Annotated in this window: 13 protein-coding genes; 2 read left to right on the forward strand and 11 right to left on the reverse strand. The window is 67.2% G+C overall.

The features are described 5' to 3' along the window. The first annotated feature begins 33 nt into the window (after window positions 1-33). Together DIE23_RS16760 and DIE23_RS16765 are read left to right on the forward strand one after the other, a co-directional pair. Window positions 34-288: a hypothetical protein gene (locus tag DIE23_RS16760; protein WP_124613168.1), complete on the forward strand. Its 255-nt coding sequence runs from the start codon at window positions 34-36 to the stop codon at window positions 286-288. Between the two features lie 224 nt (window positions 289-512). Further along, the gene (locus DIE23_RS16765; RefSeq protein WP_124613169.1) at window positions 513-881 is read left to right on the forward strand and encodes a hypothetical protein; all 369 of its coding nucleotides are present in this window, start codon (window positions 513-515) and stop codon (window positions 879-881) included. A 251-nt stretch (window positions 882-1,132) separates the two neighbouring features. On the opposite strand, the gene DIE23_RS16770 is transcribed toward DIE23_RS16765, so the two are convergent. The 11 genes from DIE23_RS16770 to fliQ all read right to left on the reverse strand — a co-directional run bounded on the left by DIE23_RS16770 (window position 1,133) and on the right by fliQ (window position 15,208). Then, complete coding sequence (locus tag DIE23_RS16770) at window positions 1,133-4,168, reverse strand: type III restriction-modification system endonuclease (RefSeq protein WP_124613170.1); 3,036 nt, start codon at window positions 4,166-4,168, stop codon at window positions 1,133-1,135. Further along, window positions 4,168-6,174 (reverse strand): site-specific DNA-methyltransferase, encoded by a 2,007-nt coding sequence (locus tag DIE23_RS16775; protein ID WP_124613171.1) that lies wholly within the window; start codon window positions 6,172-6,174, stop codon window positions 4,168-4,170. Before DIE23_RS16775 ends, DIE23_RS16770 begins: the two co-directional genes overlap by 1 nt. A 348-nt stretch (window positions 6,175-6,522) precedes the next feature. Further along, a complete protein-coding gene (locus DIE23_RS16780; protein WP_124613172.1) occupies window positions 6,523-7,653 on the reverse strand; it encodes a porin in 1,131 nt (376 codons plus the stop codon). A 275-nt stretch (window positions 7,654-7,928) separates the two neighbouring features. After that, on the reverse strand, window positions 7,929-8,606 hold the full coding sequence (locus DIE23_RS16785) for a response regulator (RefSeq protein ID WP_124613173.1): 678 nt from the start codon (window positions 8,604-8,606) through the stop codon (window positions 7,929-7,931). Window positions 8,607-8,621: 15 nt separating this feature from the next. Next, complete coding sequence (locus tag DIE23_RS16790) at window positions 8,622-9,989, reverse strand: sensor histidine kinase (protein ID WP_124613174.1); 1,368 nt, start codon at window positions 9,987-9,989, stop codon at window positions 8,622-8,624. Window positions 9,990-10,063: 74 nt separating this feature from the next. After that, window positions 10,064-10,912, reverse strand: coding sequence for an ABC transporter permease (locus DIE23_RS16795; protein ID WP_185646474.1), 849 nt, complete (start codon window positions 10,910-10,912; stop codon window positions 10,064-10,066). Window positions 10,913-10,970: 58 nt separating this feature from the next. Beyond that, window positions 10,971-11,768: an ABC transporter ATP-binding protein gene (locus DIE23_RS16800; RefSeq protein WP_124613176.1), complete on the reverse strand. Its 798-nt coding sequence runs from the start codon at window positions 11,766-11,768 to the stop codon at window positions 10,971-10,973. A 121-nt stretch (window positions 11,769-11,889) separates the two neighbouring features. Next, entirely contained in the window at window positions 11,890-12,894 is a 1,005-nt protein-coding gene (locus DIE23_RS16805; protein WP_124613177.1) for an ABC transporter substrate-binding protein, read from the reverse strand. A 184-nt stretch (window positions 12,895-13,078) separates the two neighbouring features. Next, window positions 13,079-13,858, reverse strand: coding sequence for a hypothetical protein (locus tag DIE23_RS16810; RefSeq protein ID WP_124613178.1), 780 nt, complete (start codon window positions 13,856-13,858; stop codon window positions 13,079-13,081). A 266-nt stretch (window positions 13,859-14,124) separates the two neighbouring features. Beyond that, window positions 14,125-14,907 (reverse strand): flagellar biosynthetic protein FliR, encoded by a 783-nt coding sequence (gene fliR / locus DIE23_RS16815; protein ID WP_124613179.1) that lies wholly within the window; start codon window positions 14,905-14,907, stop codon window positions 14,125-14,127. A gap of 28 nt (window positions 14,908-14,935) precedes the next feature. Then, window positions 14,936-15,208 (reverse strand): flagellar biosynthesis protein FliQ, encoded by a 273-nt coding sequence (fliQ, locus tag DIE23_RS16820; protein WP_006750427.1) that lies wholly within the window; start codon window positions 15,206-15,208, stop codon window positions 14,936-14,938. Between the last annotated feature and the right edge of the window lie 8 nt (window positions 15,209-15,216).

Consider the following 15,216-nt stretch of genomic DNA (forward strand, 5'->3'; position numbering starts at 1 on the left):
CACTGATCACGACGACAAGAGGAGAGTGATCGCATGATGCCCATTCGACACATCAGGGTGTGCGCAACCGCCGCCGTCGTTGCGCTCGCAACGATCGGCAGCGCGCACGCGGCGGGCTGCATGAAGGGCGCGGTGGTGGGCGGCGTCGCCGGCCACTACGCGGGACATCACGCCGTGGTCGGCGCGGTCGGCGGCTGTATCGTCGGTCACCACATGGCGAAGAAGCACGAGCAGGAACTGGCCGCGCAGCGCAAGGCGGCCGCACAGGGCACGCAGCCGGCGCAGTAAGCGTGCTCACCGGCGGAAACGGCGCCGCGGTGCCGTTTCCGCCTTTCATCTTCCTTGTCCGGTGACGGGCCGGCCGCGCAATCCGCGCACGCAGCCGGCACGCCACACATTGATCTGACGAATGTGCGTCGCGCACACCGTTACGATCATTTACAACGTCGAGTCGCGCGGAAACCGCGTGTTCCTAGAATGCAATCATTCGAACACGCTCCAGGGAGCAAACAATGAAAACGCAACGATATCTTTCCGTCCTGGCAGCCGCGCTGCTCGCACTCGGTGCCGTTTCCGCGCAGGCAGCGGGCGGTGGCAATGGTGGTGGTGGTGGCGGCGGTCATGGCGCAGGCGGCATGGGTGGCAACGCAGGCGGCATGTCCGCCGGCCACATGAGCGGACAAGCGCTGAGCAACTCGAACAGCTTCAGCGCTGGCGACCGCGACAAGGGCCTCGCGCGCGCAGCCGATCGCTCCGACTCGATCGCCGATCGCGCCGGTGCGCAGCCGGGCCATGGGCATGGCCATACGCACGGTCATACCGCACATGCGTCGACGTCCACGCATCACGCACATCGCAACGCGTTCGGGCGCACGCTGTAACCGCGGCGCACGCATGCGGAAGAAGGGCGCTTCGGCGCCCTTTTTTCATGGCGGCGGCGAAACGGATGTGTCGCGCGCCGGCATCGTATCGCCCCCGATTTGCAACCAGCCGTAACCATGCGCGCGAACGGGCGAGGATACGAATCGCTTTCATCTGAATGACAGACGGATTCGTCCCCGTGGAGCCCGCCATCGCAGCAGCATCGCGGCCCGCTCCATGAAAAAAGGGCGGCTCGTCGCCGCCCTTCGTTTCAGCGCCCCACGCCGGCCAGCGGCGCGACGGATGCAACAGGCTCGAACAACGCATCGGCCTGCCTGACGCGCACGAACCGCGCCGCGTCTCCTCCCTCCACCAGCGCCCGGAAATGCGCTTCGCCGCACGCGAGCTTCGCGCGCTCGTGCTCGCTCGTCACGTCGCCGTCGGCATTCGGCGTATCGACGACGAAATACAGCCGCTCGCCGCCGTCCTGCTCCGCGAGCACCGCCCAGTCGGGGTGATAGCTGCCGAGCGGCGTCGGCACGCGGAACCATGCAGGCAGCTTCGCGTACAGCTTCACGCCGTCGTGCGCTTCGAGCGCATCGGCGAACGCGCGCTCCGCGTCGGTCTCGCACACGACGGCCTCGTGGATCGACTTCCGCGCATCGGGCCGCAGGTTGCGCAGATAACCGGTCAGCGCCTCGCTCTCGAACGACTCGAGCGCATGCACGTGGCGTTCGCCGAGTTTCCGGTACGCGATGCCCGCGACGAGCGCGAGACGCTTGCAGCGGTTGATCGCATCGGCGGCCAGCGTGATGAACTGCTGCGGATTCACGCGGAAATCGTCGAGCCGGCCGCTGTCGGCCAGGATCGTCGCGAGCGAGCGGCGCGTGAGCTGCGTGCGGTCCTGCAGTTCGGTGAGCAGGTCGGGCAGCGGAAGCTCGCCTTCGTCGATCAGCACCGTACCGGCGCCGGCCACCTCGATCGCCTCGATGCCGGCCTTGCCGATGTCGATCTCGGCCTTGCGCCACTGCAGCCGTGCGCGCGCGATGTCCGGCGCGTCGCGCAGCGCGGCCGTGCAGTCGCGCACGAGCTTCGCGTTGTCGAACTCGACGCTGTACACGGTGCGATGGCGGATACGGTCCCACAGCGCGCGGAAGTCGTCGCCGAACACGACCGCCTTGCCCGACGTGTCGCGCCGCAACGCGATCGCGCGGCGCTCGTCCGCATTGCGCACCGCGAAACGGCCCGACAGCTTGCGCAGCGTCGCGACGATCGGCGCGCGCAGCGATTCGAACGCGTCGGGCAGCACGAGCGCGCTCTGGCGCAGCGCATCCTTCAGCCGGTCGAGCACCTTGCCCTGCGCGTCGACGTAGCCCTGCTCGTGCAGATGCGCCCACAGCACGCGCGACAGCTCGATGCCGAGCGCGTGCGCGGGCCCGTCGCCTTCCTGCACCGGCAGCGCCGCGAACTGGTGCTCCTCGACGATTCCGAAGCGGATGCCCGTATCGGCCTCGATTTCCTTCTGCAGGTTCTCCGCGAACGACTCGTAGCGCTCGGTCGCGATCACGGTGAGCGTGTTCACGCCCGGGTCGCGCACGCGTTCGCCGTCCTGGTCGACCGCGAGACGCAGCCCGCGGCCGAGCGTCTGGCGGCGCTCGCGTTCGGTCTGGATGTCGCGCAGCGTGCAGATCTGGAACACGTTCGGGTTGTCCCAGCCTTCCTTCAGCGCCGAGTGCGAGAAGATGAACTTCAGCGGCGTGTCGAACGACAGCAGCGCTTCCTTCTCGCGCATGATGAGGCCGTATGCGCGCTCCGCGTTCTCGCGGGCCGCGGCGCTGCTCTCGCTCGTGTCGGTCCAGCCGCCCTTGCGGTCGATCGAGAAGTAGCCGTTGTGCGCGCGCTCGACTTCGAGTGCCACGTCGACGCCGTCGAACAGCGCACGGTAGGCCGGCACGCGCGCCGCGCGCGCATATTCCTCTTCGAAGATCAGCGCGTAGTCGCCCTTCACGGGCATCCCGTTCTCGTCGTAGCGGCGATAGCGTTCGACCGAATCGACGAAGAACAGCGACAGCACCTTCACGCCGCGCTCGGCCAGGCGCAACTCCTTGTCGAGATGCTCGCGGATCGTGCGGCGGATCATCTCGCGCTGCACGGCGAGCGTGTCGATGTCGCCGAACGCCTCGCCGAGCGACAGGAACGCCTCGCCTTCCGGATGACGCAGCTCGACGTACTCGGCACCCTTCACCGCATGGACTTCGCCGATTCTCAGCCCCGCATACAGCGCGCGCCTGGTCAGGCGTTCGAGATCATCGCCGTCGGTCGCGGACACGATCTGGCGCTTCACGCCGGCCGCGGTCGCGACGTCGAGCTCCATGCGCGCGCTGATCGCGCCGCGCCGGTTCGACACGCCGGCGAGCCGCACGTACGGCTTGTTGTGCGCATCCTCGACGATCGCCGACGCGATCTCGATCTGCTTGACGAGCTTGCGCTCGTACGCGTCGACCGCATCGAGCCGGTACACCATGTGGTGGCGATCGACGTGCGTCGCCGAATAGCGCAGCGTGCAGAGCGGCGCCATCGCGGCGAGCGCCTCGCGCCCGCGCCCCTCGAGCCCGCCGTCGACGCTTTGCGGCTCGTCGACGATCACGATCGGCCGCGTCGCGCGGATCAGGTCGATCGGCTTTTCGCCGCCGGTCTTCTCGCTGTCCTTGTAGAGGTTGTTGATCTCTTTCTTGTTGATCGCGGCAACCGTCATCACCATGATCTGGATCGCGGCGCTCGCCGCGAAGTGGCGCACCTGGCCGAGCTTCGCCGAGTCGTACAGGAAGTAGTCGTACGGCACGCCCGCGTACAACGCGCGGAAATGGTCCTCGGTGATCGACAGCGTCTTGTGCACGCCTTCCTTGATCGCGATCGACGGCACGACGATCACGAACTTCGTGAAGCCGTAGCGGCGGTTCAGCTCGAAGATCGTGCGCAGGTACACGTAGGTCTTGCCGGTGCCGGTCTCCATCTCGACGGTGAAGTCGCGCGAGCCCGGCTGGCCGGACGGCGGCAGCCCGCCGCGCAACTGCACGTCGGCGAGATTGCGCGCGAGCGCGTCGTCGGTCAGCGACAGCCGGTTGCCGACGCCTTGCTCCGACACCGCGAAGCCGAGCGAGCCTTGCGCGGCGGCCGTGGTGCCGGGCGCGGCGTTCGCGAGCACGCTGAAGTCGCCGCGATACGATTCCTGGCCGCGAAACAGGTCGCAGACGGCGTCGATCGCCTCGCGCTGGTAGTCGAGGTCCGCTTCGAAATGCAGCCGCATCACAGGCTCCGCACGCGCTTCACGCCGTGCTGTTCGAGCAGCGCGGCGAGATTGAGCTTCGCGACGTCGTCGACGAAGCCGCTGTCGCGGAACAGGCACGTGACGTCGCGCGTCGCGCCGGTCGCGTCGAGCAGTTCGACGATGCCGTCGGCGAGCGGGCCCGCGTCGTCGCGCGAGATGCGCGCATCGAAGCACGCGACGATCGAGCGGCCGATCAGGTGCACGGTCTTGCCGGCGACCGGGTGATGCTCGACCGGCGTGCACAGATCGAGGCCGAGCTTCAGCGTCAGCTCGGCGAGCAGGTCGTCCTCGCTGCGGCCGGTCTTCACGTGCTCGACGGACGCGAACAGCGCATGGTCGAAGTCGTCGCGGCGCGGATCCCATTCGATCACGTTGGTCGTGTCGAGGCGGTACACGCGGAAACCGAGGTCGCCATAGCTTTCCGGATAGTCGCGCGCGACCTGCTGCGCGGTGCGGCGCAGGCGTTCCTTCGTCACTTCCGCGAGCGTCAGCGGCTTCTTCAGCTTCGCGCAGAAATCGGCGGCCGCGAGCTGCGTCTTGTCGCGGCGGTCGAGTGTCTCGGGCAGCTGCACGAGGATGTAGCGGCGCGCGCCGCCGTCGGTCGCGTTCACCTGCATCACCGCGTGGCCGGTCGAACCGGAGCCGGCGAAGCAGTCGAGCACGATGTCGTCGCCGCGCGTGCACCAGCCGATCACGGCCGCCGCGAAATCGACCGGCTTCGGCTGGTCGAACGGGATGCCGAGCGTCTTCAGCAGCGCGTCGTCGGAGCCGGCGAACGGCAGCACCGACGGGACGTTCTCGTACATGTTCTCGTCGAGGTAGTAGATCCGCTGCGGCTGCGTGGTTTCATCCGGGCCGAACTCGATCTGGCCGCGCTCGATCAGCGCCTGCATGGTCGCGGGCGGGTTGCGCCAGCCGCGCGCCGGCATCGCGCACGGCTTGCCGGTGACCGGGTGGATCAGCGGCGTGAAATACTCTTCCGGCGCCTTCTTCTTGTTCGGCCACGCCATCGACACGAGGCGGTACACGCGCCCGTCGGCCGACAGCCGGTCGTACATCACTTCGCCGCCCGACAGGTTGGTCTGCGCCTTCATCCACGCGCGGTACGCCTTCTGCGCATCCTTCGCGTTGCCGCTGCGGTACACCGCGTCGTGCGCGGCATCGAGCATGCGCTGCGCGTTGCGCTTCGGGCGCTTCAGCGGCGCCTGCTCGAGCAGCGTCTCGGCGTTGCGCGCGAACAGCACCAGCGATTCGTGCTGGTACGCGACGCCGCGTGCATCGCCCTTCGGATTGCGCTTGTCCCACACGGCGACGCCGAGCTCGTTCTCCTCGCCGAAGATCTCGCGCAACATCAGCACGAGCGCATGCACTTCGTGCTCGTCGATGTGCACGGCGATCAGCCCTTCGTCGGACAGCAGCGCGTGCGCGAGCTTCAGGCGCGGATACATCATGTTCAGCCAGTCGGTGTGGAACCGGCCGTTCGCCTCGGTGTTGGTGCTGCGCTTCACGCCGCCGTCGGTCTGGCCCGTCATCGCCAGGTAGTGGCGGATGCTGTCGCTGAAGTCGTCCGGATAGACGAAATCGCTGCCGGTGTTGTACGGCGGGTCGATGTAGACGAGCTTCACCTTGCCCGCGTAGCTCTTGTGCAGCAGCTTCATCACGTCGAGGTTGTCGCCCTCGATCACGAGATGGCGCGTGTCGTCCCATGCGACGCTGTCGCCGGGGCAGGGGCGCAGCGTGCCCGTCGACGGCGTGAGCGCGGCCTGGCGCGCGCTGCGCTTGCCGTGCCAGTGGAAGCCGTAGCGCTCGTCGGCGTCGCCGACGGTGCGCTCGCCGATCAGCGCCTTCAGCACGTCGACGTCGACCGACGCGCCGTCCGGGCCTTCGGTCACGAGTTCGGGGAACAGCGCCTTCAGGCGCGCGACGTTGTCGGCAGTGAAATCCGTCGACATCGCCTGCGGGCTCGCCGCATCGAGTTTCTGCATTGCTTTTTTCCATCGGAGCCCGGCCGCGTGCGCCAGGACGTCGGGCGCACTCACGGCACCGGCGGCAATGGCCACCCGGGCAAACCCGAAACGCTAGCGAGTCGGTCGGCGCAGGTCAAGCACCGATGTGAGGCGATCGTGCGCGCATCGGCCGCGATCGCCCGCCCCACGGGCCGCAAGCGGCTTCGGGCCGGTTGTCGCAGCGCCGGCCAGCGGGCGCTTTCCGGGGGCCCCGCGCGGGCCGAAAACGACGAAAAAAAGGGCACGGTCGGCGCAATGCGCCGGCGTGCCCGCATGGAGAAATCCCGAACGGAGGGTAGGGCGGGGCCCGACGGGCCCCGCTTCGGGTCAGAAGCGCGTACGGATGCCCGACGTCAGTTCGAGCTGGTTCTTCGCGCCGAACGTCGACGACACCGTATAGCCGCCGTGCAGCTTCATGTAGTCGCCGGCCAGGTACACCTCGGTGCGCTTGCTCAAGTGGTAGAACACCGACCCGTAGATCGTCTCCTTGAAGCCGTTGGCGACGCCGTTGGTCAGGCTGAACGCGCCGAGGTTGGCATTCGGCGTGAAGCCGTCCGCGTTGTTCGCCGCGTTCTTGACGCGCATCTGCTGGTAGCCGAGCTCGTAGTCGAGCGGGCCCGTCGGCGCGATCTTCATCGATACCGTCCACGAATCGTCGTGGCGCTGGCCGAGCGGCCCCTGGTCGCCGTTGTAGCGGAAGTAGCCGGCATTCAGGCGCACGATGCTGAACGCGTAGTTGCCGCCGACCGAGAACGTCTGGTTCCTGAAGCCGTTGTGGTTCACGTGGTTGTAGAAGCCCGACACGGCGAACGGCCCGCCGTTGTAGCCGAGCGCGACCTGGTACGCGGAGCCGGTCGCGAATGAGGTCGAGTTGCTGAACTGGTAGCCGGCGCTCGCGAAGATGCCGTTGCTGAACAGCTTCTTCCACGCGAGGCCGTTGTTGTAGCGCGTGCCGGTCGGGCCAGCCGCGTAGAAGATCATCTGCTTGAAGTTGTTCGAGTTGGTCCAGCCGCCTTCCTCGGTCGTGAGCTTCGCGGAGCCGTACGCGTCGCCGTAGATCGCCGATGCATCGCGCGCGATCGTGTTCTGGAAGCCGGCCGTCAGCTTGCCGAAGCGTTCGTCCTCGACGCCGACCCATGCGTCACGGTCGAAGATCTGGCCTTCGTCTTCCATCTGGCCGTTCGCGACCACGAACTCGCTTTCGAGGCGGAAGATGATCTTCGTGCCGCCGCCGATGTCTTCTGCACCTCGCAGGCCCCAGCGGCTGCCGCTGAACCACGGCTCGCCTTCGTTGCCCATGCCGATCACATGGTTGCCGTTCGCGTCGGCGTGGGTCCGGTAGGTCGGAAAGCTCAGGTCCATCAGGCCGTAGAGCTGCACGCTCGACTGCGCATGCGCCTGGGTGCCGGCGCACAGGCCTGCCGCCGCGATGGAAAGGGCAAGGGTTTTTCGTTTCAAGATCGTCTCCTCCGAGCTGCCGCATTGAAATCTGTTCGTTGGCAGTACGTAATGTATGCCGAATGGTGCCGACCACAGCGAGAGGGCCGACACATAGCATCGTAGAGGGTGCAATCCTTCACGCGGCTTTCCCGGAGGAAAGAATCGGATCGGTGAAAACACCGAACGCGCAATAATCGCGAATCGGGCAGGCGGACGTGCGCGAGCCCGGCGGGTAGCCTGCGGGCCGCCCGCACATGATTACGTGTGACGAATCAACGCCGCGGGCGGGGCCGTCAGTCCTGCGCGGTCTTCGTGCGCAGGATGTAGCCAAGCCCGCGCAGCGTGATGATCTCGGCCGTGCTGCCCGCAAGATGCTTGCGCAGCCGGTGGATGTAGATGTCGATCGCATCCGCGCTCGGCTCGTCGTCGAGCGCGAACACGCTGTCCATCAGCCGCGCCTTCGACACCGTCTTGTTCTGCTGCAGCATCAGCGTCTCGAGAATCGCATGCTCGCGGCGGCGCAGCGCGAGCACCGTGTCGCCGCAACGGAATTCACGCGTGCCGAATGCATAGACGAGATCGCCGCACACGAGTTGCGTCGTGCCGACGCCGGCCTGCCGGCGGATCAGCGCGCGGATCCGTGCGACCAGTTCGCGCGATTCGAACGGCTTGACCACGTAGTCGTCGGCGCCCGCGCCGAAGCAGTCGACCTTGTCGTCGACCGAGCCGTGCGCGGTCAGCATCAGCACCGGCACGTTGTCGTTGCGGCGCCGCAATCGCGCGAGCACTTCCTTGCCGCTGATGCCCGGCAGCCGCATGTCGAGCAGCACCGCGTCGTAGCGCTCGGTCTTCAGCACCGTGTCGGCGCGTTCGCCGTCGCCGACGCAGTCGACCGCGAAATCCTCGCCGCGCAGCAGGTTCACGATCCAGTGCGCGAGTTCGGCGTTGTCTTCGACCAGCAGGAGTTTCATGGCAACTTCATCTCTTCAATCGTACGCGGGCAGCCGCACAGTCACGACGATACCGCGATTGCCGGGACCCGGTGCAAGCGTCGCGCTGCCGCCGTGGGCCTGCGCGATCTCGCGGACGATCGCGAGGCCCAGGCCCGAACCTTCGGTGTCGGTCGACACGCGGTAGAACCGCTTGAACACGTGCGGCCGCGCTTCGGCCGGAATGCCGGGGCCGTTGTCGACCACCTCGAGCACGACCGCGTCGCCATCGCGCCGCGCGGCGACCGTCACGCAGCCGCCCGGCTGCGTATAGCGCACCGCATTGTCGACGAGGTTCATCACCAGCGCGGTCAGCAGGCTGTCGCTGCCCGCGACGTCGAGCCGTTCGCCGAGATCGGCGCCGAGGTCGATGTCGCGCTGCTGCGCGAGCACGATCGTTTCCTCGAGCACGCTCGATACCACGGCGGCGAGATCGACGCGATGCGTGAGCAGCGTCGACGGCGTCGCTTCCGCGTGGGCGAGCAGCAGCAGCTTGTCGGTCACGTCGGCCATCTTGCGGCTGCTGCGCTGCATGCTGTCCAGCACCGAAGCCAGCTCGCGATCGTCATGGTCGCGCTGCTGCGCGTACTGGATCTGCGTGTCGAGCACCGCGATCGGCGTGCGCAGCTGGTGCGCGGCGTCGGCGATGAAGCGGCGCTGCGTGGTCGTGTGCGTGTTCAGCCGCGCGATGCACTGGTTGATCGCGTCGACGATCGGCCGCAGCTCGTGCTGCAGCCGCTCCGGGCGGATCGGCTCCAGTTCCATCGGCCCGCGGTCGGCGACGTCGTCCTTCAGCTTCATCAGCGGGCGCAGCTCGAGCGTGAGGCCGAGATAGACCAACACGATCGCGAGCACCAGCATCAGCGACAGGCGCACGAGCTGCGGCCGCCAGATCGTCGCGACCATCGCGTCGTACGAGCGCGTCGTCTTCGCGACGACCACCGTGACCGTCTCGATCTGCCCCTCGTCGTACAGCTGGCGATCGTAGGCAACCGCGCGCAGCCGCACGCCGTCGAGCGAGGTGTCGTACAGCGTCGGGTCGACGCCGTGCTGCACTGGCATCGCGAGCGTGGGATTGCCCGCGAGCAGCCGGTCGTGGCCGTCGATCACCTTGTAGAACACCGAATCGCCAGACGGCGACTCGAAGATTTCCAGCGCGGCCGGCGGCACGTCGGCGGCCGGCCGCCCGTTGCGCCATTCGACGTCCTCTCCGATCGTGCGCGCGGATGCGACGAGCGCGCTGTCCTGCACGAGCCCGGCCGTGCGCCGCGCGGTGTCGTACGACATCGCGCCCGCGATCAGCACGAAAGCCGCGAGCGGCAGCAGCAGCCACCACAGGAGCCGCCCGCGCAGGCTGTGCGCCATTCCTTCTCCTCAATGCCGAACCGCGCCGGGGGCAACCGGCGCGGTTCGGGTGTGTCATCCGATGCGTGCGCTGCTTAGAACGCGGCGGGGCGCCACTTGAGCAAGCGCTTCTCGAGCCAGGTCAGCAGATAGTCGGCGGCCAGCGCGACCACGGCCAGCACGATCATCGCCGCGAACACGCCGCTCGCGTTGAACGCGCCCTGGGCCGTCGAGATTAGCAGGCCGATGCCCTGCTTGGAACCCAGGAATTCGCCGACGACCGCACCGACCAGCGCGAAGCCGAAGCTCACGTGCAGGCTCGCGAGAATCCAGCTCAGCGCGGACGGGATCACGACGGCCGTGGTGATCTGCCGGCGCGACGCACCGAGGATCTGCGCGTTCGCGATCAGGTAGCGGTCGGCCTCCCGCACACCCTGGAACGCGTTGCCGAACACGACGAAGAACACCATCACGACGGCCAGCGCGATCTTCGACGCCATCCCGAGGCCGAGCGCGATCACGAAGATCGAGCCCAGCACGACGCGCGGGATCGAGTTCGCGATCTGGATGTACAGGCCGAACACGTCGGCCATCAGCTTGTTGCGGCCGAGCACGATCCCGCAGATCACGCCGGCGACCGAGCCGATCAGGAAGCCGATCCCGGTTTCCTCCAGCGTGACCCACACCTGCGTGAGCAGCGGGCCCTGCGACGTGCCGTTCACGAACCAGTCCTGGATCTGCGCGAAGATCAACGACGGCATCGAGAAGAAGAACGGATCGATCCACTTCAGCCGTGCGGCGAGTTCCCAGCCGCCGAGCACGATGACGAGCACGGCGATCCGGAGCGTGACGATCAGGTTGCGCCGGCGGCGCAGCCGGCGTTGCGCGGCGCGCTCGTCGTCCTCGAGCGTCGTCGCCGGAAGGGCGGTAGTGGGAAGCGTCATGTCGGTCATGCTCCTGTCCTTGCTATGTCTTGCCATTGCTTGCCGTGCGGCATATGCGTCAGCCGATCTGCACTTCTTCGCGCAGGTCGTGCCAGATGTCCTTGGAAATCTCGATGAAGCGCGGGTCGTAGCGAATCTCCGACGTGACGCGCGGGCGCGGCAGGTCGATCTCGTACACGCGCTTGAGCGTCGCGGGGCGCGCGGTCAGCACGAACACGCGGTCGGCAAGCGCGATCGCCTCCTCGAGATCGTGCGTGACGAACACGACCGAGCCCTTGTTCGCGGACCAGAGCTGCAGCAGCTCGTCCTGCATCAGCGTGCGCGTCTGCATGTCGAGCGCGGAGAACGGCTCGTCCATCAGCAGGATTTCCGGCTGGTTGATGAAGGTCTGCGCGAGCGCGACGCGCTTGCGCATCCCGCCGGAGAGCTGGTGCGGGTAGTGCTTCGTGAACTTGTCGAGGCCGACCTTGCGGATCCATTCCTCGGCCTGCGCGTAGGCGACGTCCTTCGAGCGGCCGCGGAACAAGGGGCCCGCCGCGACGTTGTCGATCACGTTGCGCCACGGGAACACGGCGTCGGCCTGGAACACGAAGCCGATGCGCGGGTCGATCCCGTCGACCGGGCGGCCCATCACGCGCACCTCGCCCGACACCGGCTTGAGCAGCCCGGTGATCATGTTCAGCGTGGTCGACTTGCCGCAGCCGGTCGGACCGACGATCGCGATGAACTCGCCGCGCGCGACGCTCATGCTGAAGTCGCGCAGCGCGACGGTGGCCTTGCCTTCCGGCGAAATGAAGCGGCACGACACGTTGCGAAACTCGATCGCCGGTGTGCTCGGGGAAACTGCCTGGTTCATCGCATTCGTCCTGCGGGTGAGGAGGGCGCCGCATCGTGGCGACGCCGGGCCGGTCAACCGGGCCGGAACGGGGAACGCGCGGCGGCGGGATCGCCGCCGCCGGCGCCTGTACCGATATCGATTACTTCGCGTTCACGAAATCGTTGGTATAGGTGCGCGCCAGGTCGATGTGCTTGCCTTTCACCGACGGGTTGAACGCCGACAGCACCTTCAGCACGGTCGCCGGGCCGTCGGCCGGCATCTTCGCGTCAGCCGTGTACATCGGCAGCGACGCCTTCAGCGCGGCCACGTACAGGCCCTTGTCCTTCTGGTAGTCGGCCGGCATCTTCGCGGCGATTTCCTCGGCGCTGTGCGTGTGGATGAACTGCATCGTCTTCGCGAACGCGTGCGCGAGCTTGGTGGCTTCCGCCTTGTGCGAATCGGCCCACGCCGACTGCACGTACAGGCTCGCGGCCGGATAGGTGCCGCCGAGCGCGGCGCGCGTGCCGTCGACGGTGCGCATGTCGACCATCACCTTCGCGTCGCCCATCTTCTCGAGCGCGGACACCGTCGGCTCGGTCGTCATCCCGGCGTCGATACGGCCCTGCTTGATCGCGGCGATGAAGCTCGCGTCGGCGCCGACCGGCAGCATCGTGTACTGCGTCGACGCCACGCCGTGCTGCAGTGCGAGGTATTGCGTGAGGAAGCTCGTCGACGAGCCCAGGCCCGTCACGCCGAGCGTCTTGCCCTTCGCGTCGGCCATCGACTTGAACGTCGGCGCCGCCTTGGTCGACACCATCTCGACCTCGCCCGGCACCTGGCCGAACACGGCGATCGCCTTCACGTCCTTGCCCTTGCTCTGCAGGTCGATCGTGTGGTCGTAGAAGCCGACGACGCCCTGCACGGCGCCCGCCAGCAGCTCGTTCTCGGCGTCGACGCCGGCCGGCTGCGACAGCAGCTCGACGTCGAGCCCTTCGGCCTTGAAGTAGCCGAGTTCCTGCGTGAGCCGCGCGGGCAGGTAGATCAGTTTCGCGATCCCGCCGACCATGATCGTGATTTTGCCGCCGTCGTCGGCGAAAGCGGGGTGAGCGGCGAGCGCGCAGCTCAGGCTGGCTGCAACGGCGAGGGTGCGCAGGATGGGTCGCATCGGGGTCGTCTCCTTCGTTGTATTCGTATGGCGCGATGCTTGCTGCATCGTGATAACGAGTATAGGGAGGCGAAACCTTCCGCTACCTTTCGCGGGCGGGCGATTCCGTTAGGGGTTTTCCAGCAATTTCCGTGCAGCGGGCCGGTGCGGGAAGCGAAAGGCTTCGCGCTGCGCGGCCGGTTGGTTAAAACGGAGCGATATCGCCGATGTCGATGCGAGCCAGATTCCCGTCCGGCGTGGTGGCAACCGACAGATTTGGCGCGATCGCGTATCTGACCGACGCATCGTCGTGCCAGACCAGGGAGAGGCAGCGTGCCGCACTGTCATAGGCGGTAGCCGGTTCGCGGACGCTCGCGCGACCGAGCGCGTCATACGCCGCGCTGAAGCGCGGCGTATGCGGCGAAACCGGAATAGGCGGCGGTAGACCGGCTTTTTGCCAGTGATCGGCGTTCGTATAGAAGTCGAACGAGCACAAGCGGCCCACGCCGTCGAGCGTGAGCGTCAAGCTGCCGGCGGTGATGACGTGACGGGTTTCGGACTGCACGCCCAACTGGTCGTCCAGTCGGTCGCGAAGGACGGAGGGCCGTGCCGTCCGATTGTCCGGCGCATGGCGAATGTCGCACGAGAGCGTGAAGCTGTCCTCGTCCCATCGCATGCGGGCGGTCGCCGGCGCAGCGAGCGGGGTGGCGGCAAAGCGCAGTTGCTTGCTTGACGAGGCGGCGAAGCGCGTTCTGAGGCCGGATAATACGGGCCGACCGATGATCGCGTGAGTACCATACCCGCCGATTCTCGCCATCGCACGGGCACCCGATCGCCACATGGCGCCGACAACGAAAATCGTATCGACCGGATCGACAAGCGGCGCTTCCAGCGGCTTCTCGGTGACCGAAACGCATGTGCCTTCGAGATCGTATATGTATGCGACGCCACCGATTTCCGTACGGTATCCGATGATGGCATCCAATCGACCGTCAAGCAGCGGCTCCGCATGAATCGGTAGATTCGGTGGCCGAATTTCGAACAAAGCAGAAGATACTGGTGCGCGACCACGCCATACGTGTCCCGCTTCCGTGCTTGTGTAGAGCATGCTGGATGATCGCCCCTCGACGAGGCTCGTTCCGGTGGATGAGTCCGCCAGCGTATTTTTCACGGACACCCAAAGCAATCAGACACGTTCGAAAAGCAAGGGGGCAGCGCGAATATCCCGCACGCTTGCCGAGTATTGCCGCCTCAGCGCCACCCGAGCAGCACGCGCCCCATCGCATCGAGCCCCATGTCGAACAGGTGCAACACGAACGGCACGAGGTTCGGGATCATCAGTTGCACGAGCAACAGCCCGACCAGCATCGTGACCGGAAAGCCGATCTGGAAGATGCCGATCTGCGGCGCCGCGCGGTTCAGGATCCCGAGCGCGAGGTTCGCGATCAGCAGCGCCGCGACCACCGGCAGCGCGAGCAGCAGCCCCATCTCGAACACGGTCGCGCCGAACGCGGCGAGCGTGCGCCAGCCGGGCGCGTGCAGCAGGTCGGCCGATACCGGCAGCGACTGGAACGACGCGGCCAGCGCCGCGAACACCTGCAGGTGGCCGTCGACCGCGAGGAACGCGAGCATCGCGATCGCGTTCAGGAAGCGGCCCATCACCGGCGTCGCGCCGTTCGAGTGCGGGTCGAAGAAGGTCGCGAAACCGAGCCCCATCGACAGGCCGATGAAGTCGCCGGCCGCCTCGACGGCCGCGAACACGAGCTGCATCGTGAAGCCCATCGCGACGCCGATCAGGAACTGCGTGACGACGATCCAGATGCCCTGCGCGGAGAACACGGTGACGCCCGGCATCGCGCCGAGCGTCGGCGCGACGACCAGCGCCATGAACGCGGCGATGCCGATCTTCACGCGCACCGGCACCGCCGCGTGGCCGACCACGGGCGCCGTCGCGACGAGCGCGAGCATCCGCACGAACGGCCACAGGAAGGCGGTCAGCCAGCCGTTGAGCTGCGCGTAGGTAACCGAGAACATCGCGGTGGAACGGAGCCGGGTGCGCCGCTCAGCCGGCGCCGAGCGTCGCGACGTGCAGCAGCGTCTGCCGCAGGTAGTCGAGCATCGTCGTCAGCATCCACGGGCCGGCGATCACGAGCGTCGCGGCCACCGCGAGCAGCTTCGGGATGAACGACAGCGTCGATTCGTTGATCTGCGTCGCGGCCTGGAACAGGCTCACGACGAGGCCGACCGCGAGCGCGACCAGCAGCAGCGGGGCGGCCAGCAGCAGGCCGACCATCATCGCCTGGTGCGCCAGCGTCATCACCTGTTCGGGCGTCATCGCGCGTT

This window comes from Burkholderia sp. Bp9143, from assembly GCF_003853645.1.
Classification (GTDB): Bacteria; Pseudomonadota; Gammaproteobacteria; order Burkholderiales; family Burkholderiaceae; genus Burkholderia.

Excerpts from the sequence above, each read along its gene's own strand:
- DIE23_RS16760 (WP_124613168.1), top strand. The coding sequence starts at position 34 with ATGATGCCCATTCGACACATCAGGGTGTGCGCAACCGCCGCCGTCGTT.
- DIE23_RS16765 (WP_124613169.1), top strand. The coding sequence starts at position 513 with ATGAAAACGCAACGATATCTTTCCGTCCTGGCAGCCGCGCTGCTCGCA.
- DIE23_RS16770 (WP_124613170.1), bottom strand. The coding sequence starts at position 4,168 with ATGCGGCTGCATTTCGAAGCGGACCTCGACTACCAGCGCGAGGCGATC.
- DIE23_RS16775 (WP_124613171.1), bottom strand. The coding sequence starts at position 6,174 with ATGCAGAAACTCGATGCGGCGAGCCCGCAGGCGATGTCGACGGATTTC.
- DIE23_RS16785 (WP_124613173.1), bottom strand. The coding sequence starts at position 8,606 with ATGAAACTCCTGCTGGTCGAAGACAACGCCGAACTCGCGCACTGGATC.
- DIE23_RS16790 (WP_124613174.1), bottom strand. The coding sequence starts at position 9,989 with ATGGCGCACAGCCTGCGCGGGCGGCTCCTGTGGTGGCTGCTGCTGCCG.
- DIE23_RS16795 (WP_185646474.1), bottom strand. The coding sequence starts at position 10,912 with ATGACGCTTCCCACTACCGCCCTTCCGGCGACGACGCTCGAGGACGAC.
- DIE23_RS16800 (WP_124613176.1), bottom strand. The coding sequence starts at position 11,768 with ATGAACCAGGCAGTTTCCCCGAGCACACCGGCGATCGAGTTTCGCAAC.
- DIE23_RS16805 (WP_124613177.1), bottom strand. The coding sequence starts at position 12,894 with ATGCGACCCATCCTGCGCACCCTCGCCGTTGCAGCCAGCCTGAGCTGC.
- fliR (WP_124613179.1), bottom strand. The coding sequence starts at position 14,907 with ATGTTCTCGGTTACCTACGCGCAGCTCAACGGCTGGCTGACCGCCTTC.
- fliQ (WP_006750427.1), bottom strand. The coding sequence starts at position 15,208 with ATGACGCCCGAACAGGTGATGACGCTGGCGCACCAGGCGATGATGGTC.